Source organism: Gilliamella sp. CG16, from assembly GCF_046635785.1.
Taxonomy (GTDB): domain Bacteria; phylum Pseudomonadota; class Gammaproteobacteria; order Enterobacterales; family Orbaceae; genus Gilliamella; species Gilliamella apicola_I.
Genome location: NZ_JBIDFL010000003.1, coordinates 266726 through 292758, shown reverse-complemented (window position 1 = coordinate 292758; position 26033 = coordinate 266726). Strand labels below are relative to the sequence as shown.

Sequence of the window (26033 nt, the reverse complement as noted above, 5' to 3'; positions counted from 1 at the left end):
AGACTTTTTATCTTTCGTCTCGCAAGTGCCCACACAGATTGTCTGTTTCTTCTTTTTAAAGAGCTGACAGTTTTTTTACCTTATCAAGTTTTGTTGATTTAGTTTGCTGTCTCAAGGGTTGCGTATGTTACTCACTTCACTTGATGTCGTCAACCCTTATTTTGGTTTTTTTATTATTTTTGGGTTGAGTGATTGCTTTTTATTCAAAACAAGGCGTTATAGTATAAATTTTATCTGATTTGTAACCTGTTTAGCTTTATCTATCGCATCGTTTATATTATTTGCTCTTGCTAATGCAACCCCCATTCTTCTTACCCCTTTAACCTCAGGTTTACCAAACAGACGTAAATCGGTCTGTTCAACGCGTAGTGCTTGGGCTAAATTAATAAAAGAAACTTGATTTGAGTCACCGTCTACCATTATTACAGCGGACGCACTTGCCCCATATTGTTCAATCGTTGGAATAGGCAACCCTAAGATAGCTCTTGCATGTAACGAAAATTCGGAAAGATTTTGTGATATTAAAGTCACCATTCCGGTATCATGAGGACGAGGTGAAACTTCACTAAACCATACTTGATCACCTTTTATAAATAACTCAACCCCAAATAATCCTCTACCTCCTAGCGCTTCCGTTATTTTTGATGCAATCTCTTTTGACAAATTTAGCGCTTGGTCAGACATGTATTGTGGTTGCCAGGATTCACGATAATCACCATTTTCTTGTCGATGCCCAATCGGTTCACAATAAGATACGCCATCAATATGTCTTACTGTTAATAAGGTAATTTCATAATCAAAATCGATAAAACCTTCAATAATGACTTTACCACTGCCTGCTCGCCCACCTTCTTGAGCATATCGCCATGCAGATTCTAGGTCACTATTATTTTGTAATAAAAATTGTCCTTTACCTGAAGAGCTCATCACGGGTTTAACCAAACAAGGAAAACCAATTTCATTAACGGCTTTTTCAAACTCTATAAAATTTGTCGCAAATCGATAAGGAGAAGTCGGTAATTTTAATTTTTCAGCGGCTAAACAACGAATCCCTTCTCGATCCATCGTTAATTGCGTTGCTTTTGCGGTAGGGATAACAGTAAAACCTTGTTGTTCTAATTCTACTAATGTATCTGTTGCAATGGCTTCAATTTCTGGCACGATATAATCTGGTTTTTCTTTTTCAATTACGCTTTTTAGCTCATGACCATTTAACATGTCGATAATATAGTAACGATGCGCAACTTGCATTGCAGGTGCGTTAGCATAACGATCAACGGCAATCACCTCACAACCAAACCGCTGTAATTCAATAACAACCTCTTTAGCCAGTTCGCCTGCACCACAAATTAAGACTTTTGTCGCCGTTACCGATAATGGCGTTCCTATTTTAGACATACTTTCCTCAACCACAATTATTTATTTGCAGAAACAAAAAATCGGGATAATTTCCCGATTTTGATTAATTTATTATTAGGCTTGGTATGGATCACGTAGAATCATGGTTTCACTTCGATCAGGGCCAGTTGAAATAATATCAATTGGCGTCTCGGTTAATTCTTCAATCCTTTTAATATAAGCTTTTGCTGCTTGTGGCAAAGCATCATAGCTTTTAATACCAAAAGTTGACTCGCTCCAACCAGACATCGACTCATAAACAGGTTTAACTAAGCTCCACTCTTCAGCCGAAGCTGGGGCGTTTTTAATCACATCGCCATTAGGTAATTGATAACCCACACAGATTTTAACTTCTTTTAATCCGTCTAATACATCAAGTTTAGTTAAACAAAAACCTGAAACTGAATTAAGTTGCACTGCTTTTCTAACAGCGACCGCATCAAGCCATCCTGTACGGCGACGGCGTCCAGTTGTAGCACCAAATTCATTCCCTTGTTTACAAAGATATTCGCCAACTTCATCGAAAAGTTCGGTTGGAAAAGGGCCCGCGCCAACACGAGTAGAATAAGCTTTTACAATTCCCAAAACATAACCGACATAACGAGGTCCGAAACCAGAACCCGTTGCTACCCCACCAGCAGTAGTATTTGATGAAGTCACAAAAGGGTAAGTACCATGATCAATATCAAGTAATGTACCTTGTGCACCTTCAAACATAATTCTTTCGCCTTTTTTGCGAGCTTCTTCTAGTAGCGCAGGAATATCAGCTATCATGGCAATTAAAATATCAGCAATCGCTAATGTATCATTTAGCACTTTTTGGTAGTCAACCGCTTCTGCTTTGTAATAGTTGACTAATTGGAAGTTGTGATATTCCATCACTTCTTTCAATTTTTCTGCAAATGCTTGGCGATCACGTAAATCACCGACACGAAGACCACGACGAGCTACTTTATCTTCATATGCCGGACCAATCCCACGACCTGTTGTCCCAATCGCTTTACTACCACGGGCTTTTTCACGAGCTTGATCCAGTGCAATATGATAAGGCAAAATCAAAGGACATGATTCTGAAATGAGTAATCTTTCTTTGACCGGAATACCTTTATTTTCTAACTCTTTCATCTCTTTCATTAAAGCATCAGGACAAAGTACAACTCCATTGGCAATTATACTAATAACATCATTACGTAATATTCCTGAAGGAATAAGATGTAATACTGTTTTCTCACCATTAATGACTAATGTATGTCCTGCATTATGTCCACCTTGATAACGGACAACATATTTTGCTTTTTCTGTGAGTAAATCAACAACTTTACCTTTGCCTTCATCACCCCATTGTGTTCCTAACACAACAACATTATTACTCATAGACTTTTACTCATTCTGTTAGTTATTAGATTTTAATTTCATGTATTGAAAAAATTCACTATCTGGACTAATGACCATTACATCATTACCAGAAAAACTTTGTTCATAAGCTTTTAAACTTCGAATAAAACTAAAAAATTCTCTGTCTTTACCAAAAGCATCCGCATAAAGTTTAGCTGCAATGGCATCACCTTCACCACGAATCGCACGTGATTGACGTTCAGCTTCCGAAAGTATTTTTGTTTCTTGTAATGTCGCTTCTGCTCGAGTCTCTTCGGCTTTTCTTACACCTTCAAAACGTTTATCTCGTGCAATAACTTCACGTTCAGCTCGCATTCTGGCATAGATAGAGCCTGAAACTTCAGCAGGAAAGTTAATTTGCTTAATTCGCACATCGATAACTTCAACACCAAATGCACGTAAGCTTGTTTTATTACTTTCTATTTCTTTATGTTCATCCGAAGATACATTTTCAGTTACTTCTTGAACACCGCCATTTAGCGCATCTTTAACGCGATTCATCAAAGAATTACGAGATTGTGTATCCGCATTAGAATCATTGATAATATCTTTATTACTTAATTTACCAATCTCAGCACGTAAACGACCGTTTAGTCTTGCTAATAATAAGTCTTCGACATTATTACCACCAGCGACTGTTTCATAATAACGATTGAAATCAATAATTTTCCATTGCACAAAATAGTCGACGATTAATTCTTTCTTTTGCACATTAAAAAATCGTTGTTCTTTATTGTTATTAGAGCTATTAGTCGTTTGAATTTTAGCATCAATTACTTTAACTGTATCCATGCCCGGGATTTTAAAATGTAAACCAGGTTCAGATAATCCAATGATTTTATTGAATCTTAAAACAACACCACGTGTACCTTCTTCAATAACATAAACGCTTGAAATATATACACCAATTAATATTAAAACTATAGGAATTAATAATTTTCTCATATTTTTCTCCTTAACGTCCCATAGTCCGCGTAGTATTTCTTACGCTGTTTGAGTTATTACTACTGCTATTTGTTTTTGGTGATTCAGATGCCGTTTGAGACTGATTTTTTACAGCTTCAGAAGAAGACACATTAAAATTATAATCACTCGTGATACTTGATGATGTTGGTGAATTAGAATTTGTCATTTCTTTATTTTGAAATAACTTTTCTAATGGTAATACCATAATGTTACCACTTTTATCATTAACAATAACTTTATTGGTTTTGGTTAATACTCTTTCCATGGTTTCAATATACAAACGTTCTTTAGTGATTTCAGGTGCTGCTTTATATTGAGGTAGGATTTTTTCAAAGCGTGCAACATCACCCGCAGCTTCAAGTTCAACACGTACTTTATAAGCATTAGCATCGGCCAAAATTCTCGCTGAGCGACCTTCTGCTTGTTGTACGATTTGGACTTTATCTGCTTCAGCCTTTTTAATTTCACGCTCACTATCACCTTGAGCACGGATAGCATCATCATAAGCATCTTGAACTTCATCTGGTGGACGCGCTACCTGAAAGTTCAAATCAACAATATTTATACCCATATCATAATGCGTAATCACATTGACCAATTCATCTTTAGTACTACTTTCAAGCACAGAGCGTCCATCAGAAATAATTGCGTCAATATTTGAACTACCGACAGCGGTTCTAAGTGCACTATCAGCCGCTTGTCGCAGACTATCTTCTACATTTGTGACATTAAATAAATATTTTAAAGGATTATTAATACGATATTGTACGTTCATCTCAACAAACACTAGGTTTTCACCTGTCGTGACGATAAATCCTTTTACATTGAAATTTTTAGTACCTTGAGTATCAACAGGATAAACTTTGTCTACTAATGGTATTCTCCAATTTAATCCGGGTTGAATAATTTCAGGTTGAACTTGACCAAAACGAGTAATTACACCACGTTGGCTTTGATTTATGGTGTAAAAACCACTTGCCCCCCAGATAAGGAGTAAAATGATAAGTATGACAACAATAATGACACTTAGCGGAAATTTATTAGCCGAAGATCCGCCATTGTTGCCTGAATTACCTTTTTTTAAGAGGTCATTAATTTTATCAAAAAAACCGCCAGATAAGTTAGATGGTTTTTTGTTATTATTACCCCATGGATCGTTATCTTGTCCGTTATTACCGGGCTGATTCCACGCCATATTTTATTTGCTCCATTAAACAATTAGTTGTTATTTTGCGTATTGATAAAGTATAACAGATCTGGCTCTTGTTTACACAAACGGTTCCATTCAATTGCAGGCATTCTTACATCTAAATGGAAGCTACCATCGCTATTAATTACTTCGTGTTCAACTGCATTTAGCTGATATAAACGGCTTCTTAGTTTTGCTAAATGAATTGGTAAGTTTAGTTGGCAAACTTGAATTTGCCTAGCAAGTCTTTCTGTTAATGCCGTAAATAAGAGATCTAATCCTAAACCATTTTCAGCAGAAATCCAAACACGAATTGGTACACCATTTGAATCACGATCAATACTTGGCTGTTTATCTTCGATTAAATCAATTTTATTCATGACTAATAGTGTTGGAATTTCATCAGCGTCTATTTCCAACAAAACCTCATCAACCGCTTGCATGTTATCTAAAAAGTTGGGATCAGCGGCATCAACAATGTGTAATAATAAGGCTGCTTCTTGAGTTTCAAGCAAGGTTGCTTTAAATGCAGCAATAAGATCATGCGGTAAATGGCGTATAAAACCAACCGTGTCAGCCAGCACGACTTCGCCTACATCATCAACAACTATTCGGCGTAAAGTTGGATCAAGTGTTGCAAATAACTGATCTGCGGCATAGACATCCGCTTGTGTTAATGCGTTAAACAGTGTTGATTTACCGGCATTAGTATAACCCACTAAAGATACAGTCGGAATATCTGCTTTATTTCGAGATTGTCTGTTTTGATTGCGCTGTTTTTCAACTTTGGCAAGTTTAGATAAGATTAATTGAATACGATGACGAATTAATCGCCTATCGGTTTCTAATTGAGTTTCGCCTGGGCCTCTTAACCCAATTCCCCCTTTTTGTCGCTCAAGATGAGTCCAACCACGAACTAAACGTGTTGATAAATACTGTAATTGAGCTAATTCAACTTGTAATTTTCCTTCATGGGTTCTTGCACGTTGTGCAAAAATATCAAGAATCAATCCAGTTCTATCGATAACACGACATTCACACAATTTTTCGAGGTTTCGTTCTTGGGTAGGCGTTAGGGTATGATTGACTAAAATAACAGAGGCATCTAATTCTTTCACTTTTTCAGCGATTTCAATAGCTTTACCTTCGCCAATAAAATATTTGGCTTGAGGCGCCTTTCTTGAAGTTGTCACGATATCGAGAATATCTATCTGAGCTGAAGAAACTAATATTTCAAACTCTTTAAGATCCTCAATATCGCTTTCTTGGGGAAAGAACACATGCACTAATAAGGCGGATTCACCACCTTTATATCGTTCAAACAATCGAACTCTCCACTGAAATTATCAGCTTTCAGTTTCCTCTTCAGGCTGAGATACCAATCCTGAAATAGGTCTTGATGGTACGACTGTTGAAATAGCATGTTTGTAAACCATTTGGCTTACCGTATTCTTTAATAAAATAACAAATTGATCGAATGATTCAATTTGACCTTGTAATTTGATCCCATTGACTAAATAAATTGAGACAGGAATATGCTCGCGACGAAGCAAATTTAAATAAGGATCTTGTAATGACTGCCCTTTTGACATGAGTTTATCCTTTATAGATGAAATAATAATGAAGATAAAATAATTGTAAACGCAAAAAATAATATTTAATGCGACATAAGATACTTCTGTATTATCAAAATAACATAAAAAGCATCGCTATAAAACTAACGAAAAGCGATTAATGCACAAATAACTAAAATTTTAATGTATTTAAACTAAAAAATACAAAAATTATACCGAATCTTGACAATTATCCAAAAAATTTTAAGAAAATGCAATTTTCTATTTTAACTTAAAAGGTTAAAAAAGAAAATTAAAACAATTGACATCATTATATATTTTGGAAAACAGAATCCATATTATCCCCATTTAACCATGTGATTGGTTGCTTCCAGCCCCTTAGCCAGGTAATCTGTCTTTTCGCTAATTGCCGTGTGGCACAAATCCCTTTAAAGACCATTTCATCATAACTTATTTCACCACTTAAATATTCCCACATTTGACGATAACCGACACAACGTATAGAAGGTAAATTTGAATGTAAATCTCCACGTTCCATTAATCGTTTAACTTCATCTTCAAAGCCAAGTTCTAACATTTGTAAAAAACGTTGTTCAATACGTTGATGCAACTCCGCTCTATCTGGTGGCATAATGGCAAATTGCATAATATCGTAAGGTAATAGTTCACCACTATGTTGTGTCAATTCAGTTAAACTTTTTCCGGAAATTAAATAAACTTCCAAAGCACGATTAAGACGCTGTGGATCATTAGGATGAATTCTACTTGCCGAAACAGGATCGACTTTTTTTAACTCTTCGTGAATTGACTGCCAACCATATTTATTGGCTTTTTCTTCAATTTGCTGACGTATTTCACTATTCGCTGCTGGCAGAGGTGAAAGTCCCTCAATTAAAGCTTTGAAATAGAGCATTGTTCCCCCCACTAATAGTGGAATTCGACCATTATTCAAGGTGTTTTCAATTGCTGAAATCGCATCAGACCGAAAATTTGCAGCAGAATAACTTTCAGACGGATCACAGATATCAATTAATTTATGAGGGTATATTTGTAATTCCGATTGTGTTGGTTTTGCTGTGCCAATATTCATCCCACGATAAATAAGCGCAGAATCCACACTAATTATATCAATAGGATAACGATCATAAAGTGCCATAGCAAAGGCAGTTTTACCTGATGCAGTTGGCCCCATTAACGAAATAATTTTTGGTTTACTCATAATAAAATTGATTGCGTAATAGTTTGAATATCAATAGGGTATAAAAACGTTTCTTGATTTAATAGTTTAATATCTATCTGTTCTAATTGAGCAAGCAATTGAATTACGTTAGCGACACTCCAACTGACCATACTGTTATCTTCGCATTCAATAGCTAACCAACTGGCAATTTGAGTAGGATCGATAGTTGTATTTTCAGCAGATAAAAAAGAAATTAAAGCAGGTAATAACTGTTGCCAATTTGTCGTACGTAACATTTTAGGAACGTTTTGCAAATGTAATTTTGCTTTTTCAAAATAAAAATCAAAGCCTAAAAAGGTTAATTGTGCTTTATAGTGCGTAAGAACTTGCTCTTCTTTGCGATTAATTAAAATTGTTAATGGAATCAGTAATTTTTCAGATTCTTGCGATAATAATTTAATCGCATTCACTTTTTGCTTTGCAACAGGTAGCTTCATTAACATTAGTTTTTGCTCACTGTCTTCATATTTTTCCAGTAATGCAATATCAGGTTGAATAACAGTTAAAACTCGACCAAATTGGACTAATGATGAACTATCAAATTGGTGTTGTAATGATGACTGTAAAGGAGTTGTTCGTTTCGGGAATAAAGTTTCAATCACCGCTTTTTGTGGTTCTGTAATGTGATGAGCCTGTGGTAAATCAATCTGTTGTTTTTGCTCTTGATTCTGACGGTTTTGCTGAGCATCAACATTAACAAGTTGTCCGTACAGCGCATTATTTTCTTTTACATTATTGGTTATCTTTTGAGGAAATGGCTTATTCGTAGAATAAGGTAACGGGTTGGTTTGTCGATTGAAAATATTATCACCCGCCGCTTGTCTATTCGGTGTAAAAGCGATTTTAGTTTGGTTATCTTCTAAAGGTAATGTGGATTCAACTGACGACTCCAGTGCCATAACAATAGCTTGATAAACAAAATCATGAACAAGTCTAGCCTCATGAAAACGAACTTCATGTTTAGCTGGATGAACATTGACATCAACTTGCTTTGGATCAAGCTGTAAAAAAACAACATAACTTTGTTGTTCGTTCGTTCGGTTTACATAAGCTTGTCGTAAAGCATGATTGAGTAATTTATCTTTAATTACGCGCCCATTAACATAAAAATATTGTAGATCGCTAACTTCATTACTAGCAACCCATCCTTGAATCAACAAATCATCATGTTGCCAATCTAACTTTACTGCTTTTTGAATGAAAGCACGACCACACACTGATTCAACGCGCTTATCTAACTCAGATGCACGATATTGTTTAACTAATTTACCATTATGTTGCAAGTTAAATGTCACATCAGGACGCGCCAACGCAATACGTCTGATAAACTCTTCAATATGCATAAATTCCGTTTTTTCGGTTTTCAAAAAGCGACGTCTAGCAGGTGTATTATAAAATAGATCCAACACTTCAACTGTTGAACCCACTGGATGTGCTGCAGGTTTAATGGTGGGGGACATATCACGACCTTCAGCATAAACTTGCCAGGCTTCAGATTGTTCCGCAGTACGAGAAGTTAACGTTAATCGAGAAACTGAACTGATACTAGCAAGCGCTTCTCCTCTAAATCCCAGACTTACAATCGCCTCCAAATCGTCTAAAGTATTAATTTTACTTGTTGCATGACGAGCTAACGCTAAGGCTAATTCACTCTTATTAATTCCACAACCATTATCTCGAACGCGGATTAATTTACATCCACCCTGTTCCAAATCAATATCAATTTGCGTACTACCAGCATCTAAACTATTTTCAATTAATTCTTTAATAACCGATGCTGGACGCTCTACCACTTCGCCAGCTGCAATTTGATTTGCTAACTGAGGTGATAGAATATGAATAGCCATTAATGTCTTTCTCCAAATTTAGGATTTTGCTTTACATAATTTTTTATACCTAGATAAATTGCTTTGGCAATTTTATCTTGATGCGCACTACTACCAATTAATTTTTCTTCCCCCACATTTGATATAAAACCAACTTCAATTAAAATTGATGGAATATCTGGGGATCGCAATACACCTAAACTTGCATGCTCAGGTTTATTTTTATGCAATTTGATTGTACCGTTCATCGCTTTTAACACTTGGGTCGCTAACTCATAGCCTACACGTTGTGAATAAGAAAATTGCAAATCGAGTACCGCTTGACTTAAATGAGCATCATGACCATCGCTCAGTGCATCGCCTGCGCCACCTAATAATTGTGACTGTTTTTCCTCTTGCTCAATCCAACGCCCAAGTTCAGTATCAGCTCGCTTAGTTGATAATACCCACACTGAAGCACCAGTAGCACTACGATTCGGTGCTGCATCAGCATGGATTGATATAAGCAAATTAGCTTTACTATTACGCGCAATCTCTGAACGTTTGGATACCGAAATAAAATTATCACTGGTTCGAGTTAATACACCTTTAAATTTTGGATCGTTATTGAGTAAAGTTGTCAGTTTTTTAGCAATAGAAAGGGTCACGGTCTTTTCATATAATTTATTTTTACCTATCGCACCTGAATCTTTGCCACCATGTCCTGCATCAACAGCAATCACCACTTTAGCAGCATAAGCAGAACTGCAAAGCAACAATAACATCACAAAAGTAAATAATTTTTTCATCATGTATTCGCTAAGTGTAGTTGATTAATAATAGCTTGACCTTTTTCCGTTTTTGCCAATAAAGTCGCTGTGCGTTCAAGTTTTAAATAGTTTAAATGAACTTCGATATCTGCAATTGGCAAAATACCTTGTGCTTGCTGTGGCCACTCTATTAAAGAAATAGATCGCGAAGCAAAATATTCACGAATCCCCATAAACTCAAGTTCTTCTGGATCATAAAGCCTATATAAGTCGAAATGATAAACTGAAAAATCATCAAATTGATATGATTCTACTAAGGTATAAGTTGGACTTTTTACATTACCAACATGCCCTAATTGTTGTAAAAAACCACGACTAAATGTTGTTTTTCCAGCACCAAGCTCACCAATTAAATAAATGACTATTGTACTATTATTATTCAATAAATAACTTAAACAATGCTTTGCTAACTGCTTTCCAAAGAAGATGGTTTGTTGTTCGTCGGCTAAAATAATAGGTTTCATAACAGATATTTTGCTTAATAAATAGTTGTTATTATATACTAATAACCTTTAAAGATGTACTAACCAAAATTAACTCAATTTTTGAGTAAATTTTAACTTTAATATCATGTCTTGACATAATAAGTGAAAAAACATGCTACATACTATTTCAACGGATAACCAATCAATAATCGATCCACAACTTATCTGTGCCCAAGATGCGGTCTTATTTTGGCAAAATGGCGTATTTGTTGCGTTACAAAATACTCCTGTTCTTAATGCTATTTTAGAAAAAACTCAACATTGTTATATTTTAGATAATGATATAACAGCGCGTGGACTTGATCCGTTTATTGATAAAAGATTGCATATCATTAATATGCAACAGATGGTTGAATTAACTGTTCAATATTTTCCTCAAATGAATTGGCAATAATCAAGTAACCTTGTTAACTTTGATTTTTACTTCCTGTATCAACAATATTTCACAATAGACAGAGCCAATTTGCAATTCAATACACCTCGGTTTAATATGATTTTCATATCCTATAATTCTATATCCAACTGTAAATGGTAAATTTATTATCAATAAAAGAAATTGATGACTTGCTAAAAAAAGGCGAAGTTGTTGCTTATCCAACCGAATCCGTTTTTGGATTAGGATGCGATCCTGATTGTCAAACCGCAGTAATGAAACTGCTTGATTTAAAACGCCGTCCCATTGAAAAAGGTTTAATTCTCATTGCCAGCCATTATGATCAACTTATTCCTTACATCGATGAGTCAGCCTTGACCTATCAACAAAAACAGTTAGCTCTTACCAATTGGCCAGGTGCGGTTACTTGGATTTTTCCTAAGAATAAAAATACCCCACAATTTTTAACCGGACAATTTGATTCGATTGCAGTACGTGTTACTGATCATCCATTGGTATGTACATTATGCAACCTATTTGGTAAACCTTTAGTTTCAACAAGTGCGAATCTTTCAAATTATCCGCCTTGTTTTACCGCAAACGAAGTTGCATTACAATTTGGTGAACAGTTTCCTATTTTACAAGGTGAAACCGGACACAGGGCTTCACCTTCTGAAATTAGGGATATAAAAAACGGCCAAATCATACGACAAGGTTAGTATTATGCACAATTTATATATTGGTATTATGTCAGGTACCAGCATGGATGGGGTAGATATTGCTTTAGTTGATATTACCGCAGGAAAAGTTAAATCAATAGCCAGCAAATGTTATTCGCTGCCAGATGATATTAAACAACAATTACTGACCCTTTGTGAAACCAAACAGACTTCATTACAAGATTTAGGTGAACTGGATCATCAGTTAGGCTTAGTTTATGCCCATCATGTGAATCAATTTTTAACACACCATAAAATAGAACGTAATAAAATTAAAGCAATTGGATGTCATGGACAAACTATTTACCATTCACCATTAGGTGCAAACCCTTTTACGATGCAAATTGGCGATGCCAATATCATTGCCGCCCTAACAGGCATTACTACCATCGCTGATTTTAGACGAAAAGATATTGCTTATGGTGGACAAGGCGCACCTTTAGTGCCTGCTTTTCATAAATCACAACTTGAAAATCCATCAATTAATCGTGTGATATTAAATATTGGTGGAATAAGCAATATCACGGTACTTATTCCACATCAGCCCGTCATCGGTTACGATACCGGACCGGGTAATGTATTGCTTGACGGTTGGATAAAGGCTTGTCTTGGTAAAAATTATGATAACGATGCTAAATGGGCAAAAACAGGAAAAATGGATACCAAACTTCTCACTAAATTATTAAATGAAGATTATTTTCAATTACCCGCCCCTAAAAGCACAGGACGAGAACTGTTTAACCTATCTTGGTTACGTCAAAAATTGACAGGTATCACATTAAAATCTGAGGATATTCAAGCAACACTAGTTGAATTGACTGCATTATCTATCGTGCAAGAAATAATAAAATTATCCATTAATACAGAATTGCCATGTGAACTTTTAGTCTGTGGTGGAGGCGCAAAAAATCCACTTATCATGCAAAGACTATCTGCGTTATTGCCTAATTGGAACGTGTTAACTACTAGTGAAAAAGGAATAAACAGTGATGATATGGAAGCAATAGCATTCGCTTGGCTTGCCTATTGTCGACTTAATAATATTCCGTCGAATATTCCAGAAGTGACTGGTGCAAACCAAGCTGTATCTTTAGGGGTGATTTATCAGTAACAATATTTAAATCAAACCAAATTTTTTTAGGGCTTTTGCAATCCCATCATTATCATTGGAATCAGTGACAAATTCAGCTTGCTCTTTTAATTTGTCCACAGCATTAGCCATTGCTATCGGGTGATTAACGGTTGTAAACATCTCTAAATCATTCATCCCATCACCAAATGCGTAAGTTGGCACATCAGTGAATCCTTTTTTTTGCAATAACTGATTAATACCGTTACCTTTAGATCCACCATGATTAAAAACATCAACGCAATATGGCGTGTTACGTATAAACGTTAATTCCGGAAAAGCATCACGATAAACAGATTCACCTTCTTCGCACAACAATAACATCATTTGAATCGGTTCGTTTAGATAAAGCAGATCATCAACAGGGGGAATAGGTTGTTTAAGATAGTGATAAAACGTTTTTGCGGCTTGAGTACACTCAGAAATACGCATTATTTCATCATTATAAAAAGCTAAAGGAATATTCATTTGCTGTTTTGAAAACTGATACATTCTGGCGATTAAATCTTTATCGATATTATTCGTAAAAACTTTCTCGCCTTTATATAGAACAATTTGCCCATTCATACCGATAATAGAATCAATCGACAATTTTTTCATTAAATAGGTCACTTCACAAGGTGTACGACCTGTTGCAAGCATTGGAATAATATTATTTTGCTTTAGCTTTCTTATTGCCTCAACTGAACTTGCTAAAACCTCTATTTGACTATTAAATAAAGTCCCATCTAAATCAAAAAAAACGATAGCTTCAGGATTATTACTCATATTACAAATCCAAAATATTTTTAATAAAAGGAATCGTTAACTTACGTTGTTCCGCTAATGTTGCTACTTCAAACTTTTCTAACAAAGAAAACAGGGTACGCATATCACGATGGACACGCTTTAATAAAAATAATCCAACTTCAGTCGATAATTCAAAACCGCTTAATTGGGCTCGTAGTTGTAACGCCTTAAGCTTATCATCATCACTTAATTCTTTTAATTGATAAACTTGCCCCCAACTAAGTCGTGATACCAAATCAGGCAATATAAAAGAAACCTGTTTAGGGGGTGCACTGGCAGTAATCAATAATTTACTAATATTTTTTTCAGTCAGACGGTTAAATAAATCAAAAATAGCTTCTTCCCAATCCCGATTGCCTGCAATAGCATCAATATCATCTAAACAAACTAAATCATAATTATCCAACCCTTGTAAAATTTCGGGAACAAGGTGGAAATACTGTTTTAAAGGAATATAACTAGCCAGTTTATTTTGACTTGAGGCATGCAATAGATGAGTACGACCAGCAGCACTTGCCGACCACATATAAAATACATTGAAACCTTGCTTAACCAATAAAGTTTGCAATGAATCAAGTAATAATTGATTATCACCTATATAAAAACTGTCGAAAGTTTCACTATTTGGTAATGAAAAAGGCAACGGTAATTGTGAAAGAGTAATAAAGTAACCTCACACTAAAAAATTAATCTAGTTAAGTATAAATTTGCTTTTGTAAAAATAAAAGAATTTTATAAAAAAGGAACAATTTAAAAAAATAAAAAATCGTTATTCAAAAAACCCTCGATATATTTTATCAGTAAACTATTAAAAAACAGCCAACAAAAAGACCAAAAAATAAGCAATCAAAATATATTTTTGTGGATAACTCTGTGCTAAAAGAAAGTAATAAGCTGTGATAAGGCTATTAATAACCTAAATGACAAAACCAATTGTGGATAACTAAGCTAATTATCAACAAGTTTAGATCAACAAAGATCCGATCAATTAACAGTGTTACAGGATCAATAAGATCCTATAAAATAATTACTATATCCAGTTATCAACAGAAAGGATCCACTCTAATAGTAATAAAAATAAAAAGATCACATAAAAGATCTTATTTAATTTAAATAGCGATCAAATTAGATCATTTGACGTATTCAAAAAGATGAGTAAAATCGCTAACGCTAATTTAGATCAAAACAACATGTCTGAACTAACAATCATCTTCATAGAAAATAACAACGAGGCTTTATATGTTTTATCCAGATCTTTTTGATGTCATTATTGTCGGCGGCGGTCATGCTGGCACAGAAGCTGCCATGGCATCAGCAAGAATGGGCCGCAAAACACTACTTTTAACCCATAATATCAATACATTAGGACAAATGTCCTGTAATCCTGCTATAGGTGGTATTGGTAAAGGTCACTTGGTAAAAGAAATCGATGCCATGGGAGGATTAATGGCTCATGCGATTGATCTTGCAGGGATCCAATTTAGGATCCTTAATAGCAGTAAAGGTCCAGCGGTCAGAGCAACACGTGCACAAGCGGATCGATCGCTTTATCGAAAAGTGATCAGAACAACACTTGAAAACCAAGAAAACTTAATGCTCTTTCAACAATCCGTAGAAGATGTGATCATTGAAAACGATCAGATCACCGGAGTTAAAACGCAAATGGGCGTCTCTTTTAAAGCTAAAGCCGTCGTCTTAACGGCTGGCACTTTTCTAAATGGAAAAATCCATATTGGTTTAGATAATTACAGTGGAGGAAGAACAGGGGATCCTGCCTCAATTGGACTATCTAAATCATTACATCAATACCCATTTAGAATGGGAAGATTAAAAACAGGTACACCACCGCGTATTGATGCCCGAACAATTGATTTTTCTAAATTAGGTACACAATATGGAGATGATCCTGTTCCGGTATTTTCGTTTTTAGGTAATGCTAATCAGCACCCAAAACAGATTCCATGTTATATAACAAGCACAAACGAAACGACACATGAGATCATTCGTAATAGCTTAGATCGAAGTCCAATGTACACAGGGGTGATTGAAGGCGTAGGTCCAAGATATTGTCCTTCAATTGAAGACAAAATTATGCGTTTTTCAGATCGCAATTCTCATCAGATCTATTTAGAGCCAGAAGGATTAGATAGTAACGAAATATACCCAAATGGGATCTCAACCAGTTTACCATTTGATACGCAACTTGCTTTTGTACGTAGTATGAAAGGTCTTGAAAATGCTAATATCATCAGACCTGGGTATGCGATCGAATATGATTATTTTGATCCTCGTGATCTCAAACCTACACTTGAAAGTAAAGTGATCAAAGGGCTATTTTTAGCTGGACAAATTAATGGGACAACAGGGTATGAAGAGGCAGCTGCTCAAGGCATGTTAGCAGGTTTAAATGCCGCACGGTTCGTTTATGAACAAGATCAATGGTATCCAACGCGTGATCAAGCTTATTTAGGTGTACTGGTTGATGATCTTTGTACGTTAGGCACCAACGAACCTTATCGAATGTTTACTTCTCGTGCTGAATATCGTTTGATGTTACGTGAAGATAACGCTGATATTCGTTTAACTGAAATTGGTCGTAAGCTAGGCATGGTTGATGATTATCGTTGGCAAAAATTTAATGAAAAATTTGAAGCGATAGAACAAGAAAGAGCGCGTTTACGTGATATATGGGTGCATCCACATATTGAAACTATTGATGAAGTGAATGCCGTTTTAAGTGCTAATTTAACCAAAGAAGCAAATGGTGAAGAGTTACTTAAACGCCCTGAAATGAGCTATAACACATTGAAATCATTATCACTATTTGCGCCTGGATTAACTGATCCTAGTGCTGCAGAACAAGTTGAAATTCAAGTTAAATATGATGGATATATCAAACTTCAAATTGAAGAAATTGAGCGCCAAAAACGTAACGAAGAAACATTAATTCCTGAGCATATTGATTATGCTGAAATTTCTGGATTATCAAACGAAGTTGTCGCTAAATTGAAACAGCATAAACCAGTATCGATCGGTCAAGCTTCACGTATTTCAGGCATAACACCAGCGGCAATATCAATGTTATTAGTTTATTTAAAAAAGAAGAATTATGTTAAAAAAGAAACTCACTAATCTTATTGATCAAACAGATCTTTTGATCACAGATCAGCAAATTGATCTGCTTATTGAGTATGTTGAAATGCTGAATAAGTGGAATAAAGCCTATAATTTAACTGCTGTGCGTGATCCCAACGAAATGTTAGTAAAACACATTATGGATAGTTTAGTGGTATCGCCCTATTTAGTGGGCGAACATTTTATTGATGTCGGAACAGGACCTGGGTTACCTGGTATACCATTAGCGATCATCAATCCGGATAAACAATTTGATTTAGTTGACAGTTTAGGAAAACGTATTCGTTTTTTAAAACAGGTAAAATTTGAATTAAAACTGAATAATATTAATCCGGTGCAAAGCCGCATAGAAGACTATACCGAACAACAGTTTGATGGGGTCATTAGCCGAGCGTTTGCTTCATTACAAGATATGCTCACTTGGTGTCAGCATCTACCAAATCAACAGGGATCGTTTTATGCTTTAAAAGGTAGTGAACAAGATCCTATCCCTGATGGGTTTGAACTTAAACAGAATATTAAACTGACTATTCCACAATTAAATGCGGATAGATGTTTAACGATTATTACTAAAGTTAATTGACGATAATTTTAATTCTTACCTGAGAAAGAAATATTAATTTTTACGCTTTTTCAGGTAATCTTTGATACCACTAACAATCGCTTTTGATACTTGATTCTGGAAAGAAGCGGTTTTTAATTTTTTTTCTTCGTTAATATTACTAATAAAAGCGGTTTCCACCAAAACAGAAGGAATATCAGGGGCTTTTAAAACAGCAAAACCTGCTTTTTCAAGTGAAGGTTTATGTAAACTATTGACGCCTTTTAGTCGATTTAATATAGCATTACCTAATAATACACCGTTGCTAATAGTTGTTTTTTGGACTAAATCTAAAATAGTATTATCTAAATATTTATCACCACTGCGACTCACGCCACCTATTTGATCGGCATTATTTTGTGTTTGAGCCAAATAATTTGCTGCCGAACTTGTCGCCCCTCGGGTGGATAATGAAAATACAGAAGATCCTCTAACTGATCGACTGGTAAATGCATCTGCATGGATAGAAATAAAAAGATCGGCATGTAAAGATCGTGCTTTAGCTACTCGTACTTTCAATGGGATAAACACATCTTCATTACGGGTCATATAAACTTTAACATTCGGCTCTTTTTTCAATAAATTAAAAGTTCTGCGTGCAATTTGTAAAACAATATCCTTTTCTCTGGTTTTGTTATAGCCAATCGCACCCGGATCTTCACCGCCATGACCGGGATCGAGCATCACAATAATCGGGCTATTTTTCTTTTTATTAATGGGTGGTTTGATCTCAGCTTGCTGTTGGTTTAGATCACCTTTTGTATATTCTTCTAACAGTGCTAATAAAGGATCATCATCTGTTATTGAAGATTGTTTTGAAGGATAAAGATCGATGACTAAACGGTTTTTAAATTCGGCTACAGGGGGTAACGTAAAAGTATTGGGGTCTATTCCTTGCTTAGCTTCGATCATTATTCTAACCGTTTTAGCATCCAGCTGGGTAACTTGAATTGATTTGATGTAAGGATCGTGACTTAATACTTTCGATGAAATACTTTTTAAAACAGGATTTGAATTGATATTATCAATATCGATCACTAATCGATCTGGGTTAAATAATGCAGCACTTTTGTATTTAAGCTTACTATTAGATTCTAACGTAATTCGTGTGTAAGTAGAGGAAGGCCAAATACGAACAGCGACCATTTGTGCCATTGCTGAAGCAAGACCAACACGAGTGACAGACAATAAACAAGTCGCAAGAATACCTTTAACTAAAAGGCGTTTTGTTGGACTGAACGTTTTTGACATATCTAGGCACTTTCAATAATTAAATTAAGGCGGATAATAACATAAATTATTGTGAATGGTAAAAGTTACCAAGAATTATAACTGTTTCGCATCGTTGCAAAAAAAGCTTTTGCTTTAATTCGAAAACATATTCATAAAATTAAAAAAAAGAGAGTAACAGAAGTTACTCTCTCACTCAATTGGAAGAACTTTGAAAACTACCAAAAGAGTATGTTATAAACTGTATTTAGCAGTTATATCGATTCCTTTAAAAAGGAGGACTACTGATAAATAACGAGTTACTTCTCGTTAAATTTATCCCAACAAATATTAACGAGAAAATCTAGCTTAATGGCCAGTCAATTCAGTGCTAAAGTATTGTTAGTTGTAGTCCTCCAACAAATTTGCACCTACTGTTAACTAAAGTCAATCTTTAATTTAATAAAGAAAGCATTTAGTAACTGCTAAGTAGTATATCATTTAGAATAAAAATATGAAAGGTAATTTAGTGACTAAAAATTAAAAATATTTAATTGATTGATAGAGTTATTAAGAGCATCTGAAATAAATATAAAGATTATCGTTACAAAAAGACGAGTAACCTAAGTCACTCGCCCTCATTATGTCATTTAAAATCTAAATAGCAATAGCCTTAAAAACGACTACACTAGATGGATTTATTTTGTTTAAATATTTCTGAATTATTCAAATCATTTTGAAATATTTAAAATAAGTTCTGACGAGAAATTCTAACAAATGGTTAGTCATTCAAGTTGGTAGCATAACTTTGTGTAGTTCCTGCTGACAACTATGTTAATACTGAAAAATCCTATGGTAGAACCAAATGATACAAATCAGTAGTAGTAACTATAATCCAAAAAAATGAAAAATATAACAATTAATTAGTAATTTTATGTTAACTGTTTTAAGCATAAATTAAAAAGGTTAAATTGAAATTATTTTTTTTAGATAACAATTATTATTTTATTATAGACCCTACATTCACAAAGGATTACAATATGGCACGCTAAAATCGCGGATTTAAACCCGTTTTCATTTTAACAATTAAATATAGCTGAGTTATTGATGAGCAAAAAATTACATATCAAAACTTGGGGCTGCCAAATGAATGAATATGATTCAACCAAAATGGCAGATCTCCTGGAATCCACCCACGGTTTAACATTAACAGACAATGCAGAAGAAGCAGATATTTTATTATTAAATACATGCTCTATTCGGGAAAAAGCCCAAGAAAAAGTCTTTCATCAACTAGGTCGTTGGAAAAATTTAAAACAACATAATCCTGACATCATTATTGGTGTAGGTGGTTGTGTAGCATCACAAGAAGGTGCACATATTCGTAAACGAGCTCCTTTTGTTGATATTATTTTTGGACCGCAAACTTTTCATCGTCTACCGGAAATGATAGAACAAATTCGAAGCGGTAAAGGAAATCATGTTGTCGATGTTAGCTTTCCTGAAATTGAAAAATTTGACCGTTTACCCGAACCTCGCAGTGAAGGTCCAACAGCGTTTGTTTCAATTATGGAAGGATGTAATAAATATTGTACCTATTGTGTGGTACCTTATACCCGTGGTGAAGAAGTGAGCCGACCTTGTGACGATGTAATTTATGAAATAGCTCAACTGGCAGAACAAGGTGTGCGTGAAGTTAATCTGCTTGGTCAAAATGTCAATGCTTATCGAGGACCAACCTTCGATGGCGATATTTGTTCATTTGCAGAACTACTTCGGTTAGTCGCTGCCATTGATGGTATTGACCGTATTCGTTTTACAACTAGTCATCCAATTGAGTTTACTGATGATATTATCGATGTTTATCGTGATACGCCTGAATTAGTTAACTTTTTACATCTACCGGTGCAAAGTGGATCGGATCGTGTTTTAAATTTAATGAAACGTACGCATACGGCACTTGAATACAAATCAATTATCCGAAAACTACGCAAAGTCCGTCCAGACATTCAAATTAGTTCTGATTTTATTGTTGGATTCCCGGGTGAAACACAAGAAGATTTTGAACAAACCATGAAATTAATTGCTGATGTCAATTTTGACTTAAGCTATAGCTTTGTCTATTCTGCACGCCCTGGTACACCAGCGGCAGAAATGGAAGATAACGTTTCTGAAGACGAGAAAAAACAACGTCTTTATATCCTACAAGAACGTATCAATCAACAAGCAATGCAATTTAGCCGTCGTATGTTAAATACCGTGCAACGCATTTTAGTCGAAGGACCATCTAAAAAAGATCTGATGGAACTAACGGGCAGAACTGAGAATAATCGTATTGTTAACTTTGAAGGTCATCCAAATATGATTGGTAAATTTGTTGATGTTGAAATTACCGATGTTTATCCAAATTCATTAAGAGGTAAAGTTGTGCGTACCGAGGATGAAATGGATCTGCGTGTGAGTGAATCTCCTATGTCTGTAATCTCAAGAACCCGTAAAGAAAACGATTTAGGTGTCGGTATCTACCAACCATAATAAAAATAACATATTGAATTATTAAAAAATAATATTTTATCATAATGGAAAGGAAAGAAAAAAATGCTTATTATATTCGGCTCCAGAGGTCGTGAAGTAAACGAAAAAACAGGGCAATTTAATTGCCCTAGTTGTTGTACACAGCAAAACATTAAAACTGATGAAAAACAACAACAATATACGCAAGTTAAAGTGGCAAGATATTTTACATTGTTTTTTATACCAATATTCAGTTTTCAAACATTAGGAAGATACATTAGATGTAATCATTGTCATTCAGAATATAATGAAAATGTTTTAAAATATGTACCGCCTACATTAGAAGAAGAAATTGGTCAGGATGTTGAGCAAGAATTAAAAAGTGGTACACCAATCTCAATGATGATCAATAAACTAAAAACGCAAGGATTAGATGAACAACAGGCTACAAAACTGGTTGATCAGATAGTATCGGGAAATATTGTTACTTGTCATCATTGTAAAAAGGAATTTTTAAAAGGTGTTGAAAAATGTCCTTTATGTGAAGGATATCTTAGCAATTAACATGAATGATTAGAGGGCTTATCATTGAAAATTATTACACATCAAACCGTGCTTGAACCAGATGATAATCAAAGATTAAATAGTCTTTGTGGCCCTCATGATGACAACGTAAAACAACTTGAACGTCGACTTGGTATTGAAATTAATCATCGAGGTAATCTATTTTTGATTACCGGTGATCAGATTTGTGTTAACGCAGCCGATCAGATTTTAAAGTCACTTTATCAACAAACTAAAACCAAAAACAACATTATTGATATTGAACCCGAACACATTCATTTAGCGATAAAAGAATCCGGTGCGCTTGAAAAAATGAAAGAACATCTTCCTGCTTATACTGATCAGCATGGAAGTAAAATGGTGATGATTAAAACAAAACGTGGGGTAATCAAACCAAGAACGCCCAATCAGGCTCAATATATTGCGCATGTTTTAGATTATGATATCTCGTTTGGTATTGGGCCTGCGGGAACGGGTAAAACCTATTTAGCGGTGGCAGCTGCTGTTGATGCATTAGAAAAGCAACTGATTCGTCGGATAGTACTGACTCGACCCGCTGTTGAAGCGGGTGAAAAACTTGGATTCTTACCAGGTGATTTAAGCCAGAAAGTCGACCCATATTTACGTCCACTTTATGATGCGCTATTTGAAATGCTGGGTTTTGAAAAAGTCGAAAAACTGATTGAAAAAAGCGTGATTGAAGTTGCGCCACTAGCGTATATGCGTGGTCGTACCCTAAATGATGCATTTATTATTCTCGATGAAAGCCAAAACACCACAATAGAACAAATGAAGATGTTTCTAACACGCATTGGCTTTAACTCAAAAGCTGTTATAACAGGGGATATCACTCAAATTGATTTACCGCGTCACCAAAAATCCGGTTTACGTCATGCAATTGAAGTTTTAAGCCAAGTTGATGAAATTAGTTTTAACTTTTTTAATAGTGAAGATGTTGTTCGTCATCCGGTAGTTGCCAGAATTGTCAACGCTTATGAACAATGGGAACAACAAGAGCATCAATCAAAAAGCAGTATTTAAGGAGTATTATTATCCCTATTACAACAAAAAAAAAGCGAACTAATATTCGGGATCATTCAGCAGAAACAAACTTATTCCTGCGTAGAGCTTTGTTTGCTTTTGTGGTAATTATCTTTTTGATTATTATTTTATTAGTAAATTTAGCGGATCTTCAAATTGCTAATTTTAGTTATTACAGTACTAAATCAAATAATAATCGTATCGAAATTATACCTATTCCTCCTAGTCGCGGCATGATTTATGACCGTAATGGAACGCCATTAGCCAGTAATAATATCACCTATCAACTAAACATTATTCCTGATAAAACCAAAAATCTGAATGAACAATTTGAACAATTAAAAAAAGTGGTTGATTTGACAGATGAAGATATTGAAAATTTCCAAAAAGAAAGACGAAATTATCGCGCTCACAGACCCGTTCCGCTAAAAGATAACCTTAGTAAAGAACAAATTGCACGATTTGTTGTCGATCAACACAGATTTCCTTTTGCCTCAATTGTTAAAATACAACACCGCTATTACCCTTATGGTGCATCACTAACTCACATTCTGGGGTATATCTCAAAAATAAATAGCCAAGATAAAAAGCGGTTAGAAGAAGAAAATAAAACCAGTAATTATGTTGCGACGCTCAATATCGGAAAAATGGGCATTGAACGCTATTATGAAAACATATTACATGGCACAGCTGGTTATGAAAAAGTTGAAGTTAATAGTCGCGGACGTATCGTCCGACTCCTTGAACAGCATCCACCACAAGCAGGCGAAGATATCTATTTATCAATAAATCTCAAATTACAACTTTACATCGAAAAACTTCTTGCTGGGCGCAAAGCTGCTGTGGTGGCGATTGATCCCAATAACGGTGAAGTCCTAGCGATGGTATCAAGCCCTAGTTATGATTCAAATGATTTTGTTGGAGGGATATCAAGTGCAAAATATAATGAATTACTTAATGATCCGAACAAACCTTTATTTAATCGGGCTTTATTGGGGGCTTATCCACCTGCTTCAACCGTAAAACCCTTTATCTCTGTAGCTGCATTAAGTGAAGGGGTTGTAACGCCCAAAAGCGTGGTTAACGATCCTGGATGGTGGCAATTACCGGGAACTGAAAGACGTTACCGAGACTGGCTAAAATGGGGACATGGTCGGGTTGATGTACTAAAAGCGATAGAAGAATCAGTAGATACCTATTTTTATCAAGTTGCTTATGATATGGGGATTGATCGTTTAAGTTTATGGATGACTAAATTTGGCTATGGTCAACGCACTGGAATTGATATGTCACCAAGTGAAGAGACACGCGCTGTTATGCCAAGTCGAGAATGGAAAAGTAAACGTCATAAAAAATCCTGGTTACAAGGAGACACTATCCCTGTTGGCATTGGTCAAGGATACTGGACTGCAACACCAATGCAAATGGCAAAAGCATTAACTATCTTAATTAATAATGGAAAAACTTATACCCCCCATTTTTTACTGTATAAAAAGAGTGATATTTTAAATTCCAATGAAGATCAGTTTCACATTGATCCCGTTCAATTTGAACAGCCAAATAATTTAACAGAAGTTAAAACAAATTATTGGGATTTAGCGAAAGAAGGGATGTATAGAGTGATGTTTGGTTCACGAGGAACAGCACGTAAAGTGTATGCTGGCGCTCAATATCAAGCAGCAGGAAAATCAGGAACAGCACAAGTGTATGGTTTAAGAGAAAACGAAACTTATAATGCGAACAATATTCCCGAGCATTTACGTGATCATGCATTATTTATTGCTTATGCGCCTTACGATAAACCCAAAATAGCATTGGCTATTGTACTTGAAAATGGGGGGGGCGGAAGCTCAAATGGTGGTGCGGTTGCACGCAAAATTCTTGATTTTTATCTATTAGGCAATCACTCCACTGATCTCGATGACGCAGTTCAAGATACAGGATATGAAAATTAATTATGAATAACATCAAAAAATCTTTTTGGCAAAAGATACATATTGATCCCCTTTTTTTTCTATTTATAACGCTACTACTCTGTTATAGCTTATATATACTTTGGAGTGCGAGTGGGCAAAATATCGATATGATACAAAAGCGAGTGATACAAATACTCCTTGGTTTTTTTATCATGATATTTTTAGCTCAATTTTCACCTCGAACCTATGAAAAATGGGCTCCCTATCTTTATATTTTTTGTATTATCATTTTACTGTTTGTTGATATTTTTGGTTACACCAGTAAAGGCGCACAAAGATGGTTAGACTTAGGTGTATTGCGATTTCAACCATCAGAAATTGCAAAAATAGCCGTGCCATTAATGGTTGCTAAATTTATTCATCGTGATGGCTGTCCTCCACCTTTAAAAACCACATTACAAACCTTGGCTATTATTGGTGTGCCAACTTTACTTGTTGCAATGCAACCGGATTTAGGTACAGCTATATTAATTGTCATGTCAGGAATATTTATTATCTTTTTGGCTGGTATTGATTGGCGATTTATCATTGTTGCTGTCATCTTAATTGCTGCTTTTTTACCTATCATGTGGTTCTTTTTAATGCATGATTATCAACGTGAACGGGTGTTAACACTTTTTAATCCTGAGCGAGATCCAAATGGTACGGGTTATCATATTATTCAATCTAAAACCGCCATTGGTTCTGGAGGGATATGGGGTAAAGGATGGCTTGAAGGCACGCAATCACAATTAGAATTCTTACCAGAAAGACATACTGACTTTATTTTTTCTGTAATTGCAGAAGAATTTGGTTTTATTGGTACTATCGTTCTGTTAATTCTTTTTTTATGTTTAATTGTTCGTGGGTTAATTATTGCATCACAAGCACAAACGACATTTGGTCGGATATTATCTGGTGGTCTGATTTTAGTATTCTTTGTCTACGTGTTCATTAATATCGGTATGGTCAGTGGAATCTTACCGGTAGTTGGTGTACCATTACCTTTAATAAGTTACGGTGGCTCATCATTAGTCGTTTTAATGGCATGTTTTGGCATTATGATGTCTATTCACACACATCGATATATGTTATCTAAAAATATTTAACGGAATTCAAATA

22 protein-coding genes and 1 pseudogene are annotated in these 26033 nt (G+C 35.1%); 10 read left to right on the top strand and 13 right to left on the bottom strand.

Annotated elements, in window-relative coordinates:
• Positions 1–216: 216 nt before the first annotated feature.
• The 10 genes and pseudogenes from purT to tsaE all read right to left on the bottom strand — a co-directional run bounded on the left by purT (position 217) and on the right by tsaE (position 10861).
• A complete protein-coding gene (gene purT, locus ACGH47_RS05530; protein ID WP_411622917.1) occupies positions 217–1398 on the bottom strand; it encodes a formate-dependent phosphoribosylglycinamide formyltransferase in 1182 nt (393 codons plus the stop codon).
• Between the two features lie 75 nt (positions 1399–1473).
• Complete coding sequence (locus tag ACGH47_RS05525) at positions 1474–2772, bottom strand: adenylosuccinate synthase (RefSeq protein WP_267351187.1); 1299 nt, start codon at positions 2770–2772, stop codon at positions 1474–1476.
• A gap of 18 nt (positions 2773–2790) precedes the next feature.
• On the bottom strand, positions 2791–3738 hold the full coding sequence (gene hflC, locus ACGH47_RS05520; RefSeq protein WP_267351185.1) for a protease modulator HflC: 948 nt from the start codon (positions 3736–3738) through the stop codon (positions 2791–2793).
• Positions 3739–3748: 10 nt separating this feature from the next.
• Positions 3749–4954: an FtsH protease activity modulator HflK gene (hflK, locus tag ACGH47_RS05515; protein ID WP_411589497.1), complete on the bottom strand. Its 1206-nt coding sequence runs from the start codon at positions 4952–4954 to the stop codon at positions 3749–3751.
• A gap of 23 nt (positions 4955–4977) precedes the next feature.
• Positions 4978–6273, bottom strand: a complete 1296-nt coding sequence (gene hflX, locus ACGH47_RS05510) for a ribosome rescue GTPase HflX (protein WP_411622916.1) — start codon at positions 6271–6273, stop codon at positions 4978–4980.
• Between the two features lie 21 nt (positions 6274–6294).
• Positions 6295–6540: an RNA chaperone Hfq gene (hfq, locus tag ACGH47_RS05505; protein ID WP_220216206.1), complete on the bottom strand. Its 246-nt coding sequence runs from the start codon at positions 6538–6540 to the stop codon at positions 6295–6297.
• Positions 6541–6832: 292 nt separating this feature from the next.
• Positions 6833–7741, bottom strand: coding sequence for a tRNA (adenosine(37)-N6)-dimethylallyltransferase MiaA (gene miaA / locus ACGH47_RS05500; protein WP_411622915.1), 909 nt, complete (start codon positions 7739–7741; stop codon positions 6833–6835).
• Positions 7738–9609, bottom strand: coding sequence for a DNA mismatch repair endonuclease MutL (gene mutL / locus ACGH47_RS05495; RefSeq protein WP_411622914.1), 1872 nt, complete (start codon positions 9607–9609; stop codon positions 7738–7740). Before mutL ends, miaA begins: the two co-directional genes overlap by 4 nt.
• Positions 9610–9629: 20 nt before the next feature.
• A pseudogene (locus tag ACGH47_RS05490) lies at positions 9630–10334 on the bottom strand (N-acetylmuramoyl-L-alanine amidase); the annotation flags it as partial.
• A 41-nt stretch (positions 10335–10375) separates the two neighbouring features.
• Positions 10376–10861 carry a tRNA (adenosine(37)-N6)-threonylcarbamoyltransferase complex ATPase subunit type 1 TsaE gene (gene tsaE / locus ACGH47_RS05485; RefSeq protein WP_267360535.1) on the bottom strand — a complete coding sequence of 162 codons (486 nt, stop codon included), beginning with the start codon at positions 10859–10861 and terminating at the stop codon, positions 10376–10378.
• 133 nt (positions 10862–10994) lie between these two features.
• On the opposite strand from tsaE, the gene tusB reads away from it, so the two are divergent.
• The 3 genes from tusB to ACGH47_RS05470 all read left to right on the top strand — a co-directional run bounded on the left by tusB (position 10995) and on the right by ACGH47_RS05470 (position 13085).
• Positions 10995–11276 carry a sulfurtransferase complex subunit TusB gene (gene tusB / locus ACGH47_RS05480; protein ID WP_065558459.1) on the top strand — a complete coding sequence of 94 codons (282 nt, stop codon included), beginning with the start codon at positions 10995–10997 and terminating at the stop codon, positions 11274–11276.
• Between the two features lie 134 nt (positions 11277–11410).
• A complete protein-coding gene (locus ACGH47_RS05475) occupies positions 11411–11974 on the top strand; it encodes a Sua5/YciO/YrdC/YwlC family protein (protein ID WP_411622913.1) in 564 nt (187 codons plus the stop codon).
• Positions 11975–11978: 4 nt separating this feature from the next.
• A complete protein-coding gene (locus tag ACGH47_RS05470; protein WP_267379472.1) occupies positions 11979–13085 on the top strand; it encodes an anhydro-N-acetylmuramic acid kinase in 1107 nt (368 codons plus the stop codon).
• A gap of 6 nt (positions 13086–13091) precedes the next feature.
• Here the strand turns inward: ACGH47_RS05470 and ACGH47_RS05465 are convergent, their stop codons facing one another.
• Both ACGH47_RS05465 and hda read right to left on the bottom strand, forming a co-directional pair.
• Complete coding sequence (locus tag ACGH47_RS05465) at positions 13092–13871, bottom strand: Cof-type HAD-IIB family hydrolase (RefSeq protein WP_411622912.1); 780 nt, start codon at positions 13869–13871, stop codon at positions 13092–13094.
• Between the two features lies 1 nt (position 13872).
• Positions 13873–14556: a DnaA inactivator Hda gene (gene hda / locus ACGH47_RS05460; protein ID WP_081299048.1), complete on the bottom strand. Its 684-nt coding sequence runs from the start codon at positions 14554–14556 to the stop codon at positions 13873–13875.
• A 575-nt stretch (positions 14557–15131) separates the two neighbouring features.
• Between hda and mnmG the strand changes: the two genes are divergently transcribed.
• Positions 15132–17024 (top strand): tRNA uridine-5-carboxymethylaminomethyl(34) synthesis enzyme MnmG, encoded by a 1893-nt coding sequence (mnmG, locus tag ACGH47_RS05455; protein WP_411622911.1) that lies wholly within the window; start codon positions 15132–15134, stop codon positions 17022–17024.
• Complete coding sequence (gene rsmG / locus ACGH47_RS05450) at positions 17002–17610, top strand: 16S rRNA (guanine(527)-N(7))-methyltransferase RsmG (RefSeq protein ID WP_267360531.1); 609 nt, start codon at positions 17002–17004, stop codon at positions 17608–17610. The genes mnmG and rsmG overlap by 23 nt, the downstream gene beginning before the upstream one ends.
• Positions 17611–17643: 33 nt before the next feature.
• On the opposite strand, the gene ACGH47_RS05445 is transcribed toward rsmG, so the two are convergent.
• Positions 17644–18879 carry an N-acetylmuramoyl-L-alanine amidase gene (locus ACGH47_RS05445; RefSeq protein WP_411599256.1) on the bottom strand — a complete coding sequence of 412 codons (1236 nt, stop codon included), beginning with the start codon at positions 18877–18879 and terminating at the stop codon, positions 17644–17646.
• 1065 nt (positions 18880–19944) lie between these two features.
• Between ACGH47_RS05445 and miaB the strand changes: the two genes are divergently transcribed.
• The 5 genes from miaB (at position 19945) to mrdB (ending at position 26020) form a co-directional block, all read left to right on the top strand.
• Positions 19945–21372: a tRNA (N6-isopentenyl adenosine(37)-C2)-methylthiotransferase MiaB gene (miaB, locus tag ACGH47_RS05440; RefSeq protein WP_411622910.1), complete on the top strand. Its 1428-nt coding sequence runs from the start codon at positions 19945–19947 to the stop codon at positions 21370–21372.
• Positions 21373–21435: 63 nt separating this feature from the next.
• Positions 21436–21915, top strand: coding sequence for a zinc-ribbon domain-containing protein (locus tag ACGH47_RS05435; RefSeq protein ID WP_065558468.1), 480 nt, complete (start codon positions 21436–21438; stop codon positions 21913–21915).
• Between the two features lie 24 nt (positions 21916–21939).
• Positions 21940–22956 carry a PhoH family protein gene (locus tag ACGH47_RS05430; protein WP_411622909.1) on the top strand — a complete coding sequence of 339 codons (1017 nt, stop codon included), beginning with the start codon at positions 21940–21942 and terminating at the stop codon, positions 22954–22956.
• Positions 22917–24911 carry a penicillin-binding protein 2 gene (gene mrdA / locus ACGH47_RS05425; RefSeq protein WP_411589513.1) on the top strand — a complete coding sequence of 665 codons (1995 nt, stop codon included), beginning with the start codon at positions 22917–22919 and terminating at the stop codon, positions 24909–24911. The genes ACGH47_RS05430 and mrdA overlap by 40 nt, the downstream gene beginning before the upstream one ends.
• 2 nt (positions 24912–24913) lie before the next feature.
• Positions 24914–26020, top strand: coding sequence for a peptidoglycan glycosyltransferase MrdB (mrdB, locus tag ACGH47_RS05420; RefSeq protein ID WP_267351159.1), 1107 nt, complete (start codon positions 24914–24916; stop codon positions 26018–26020).
• Positions 26021–26033: the final 13 nt, after the last annotated feature.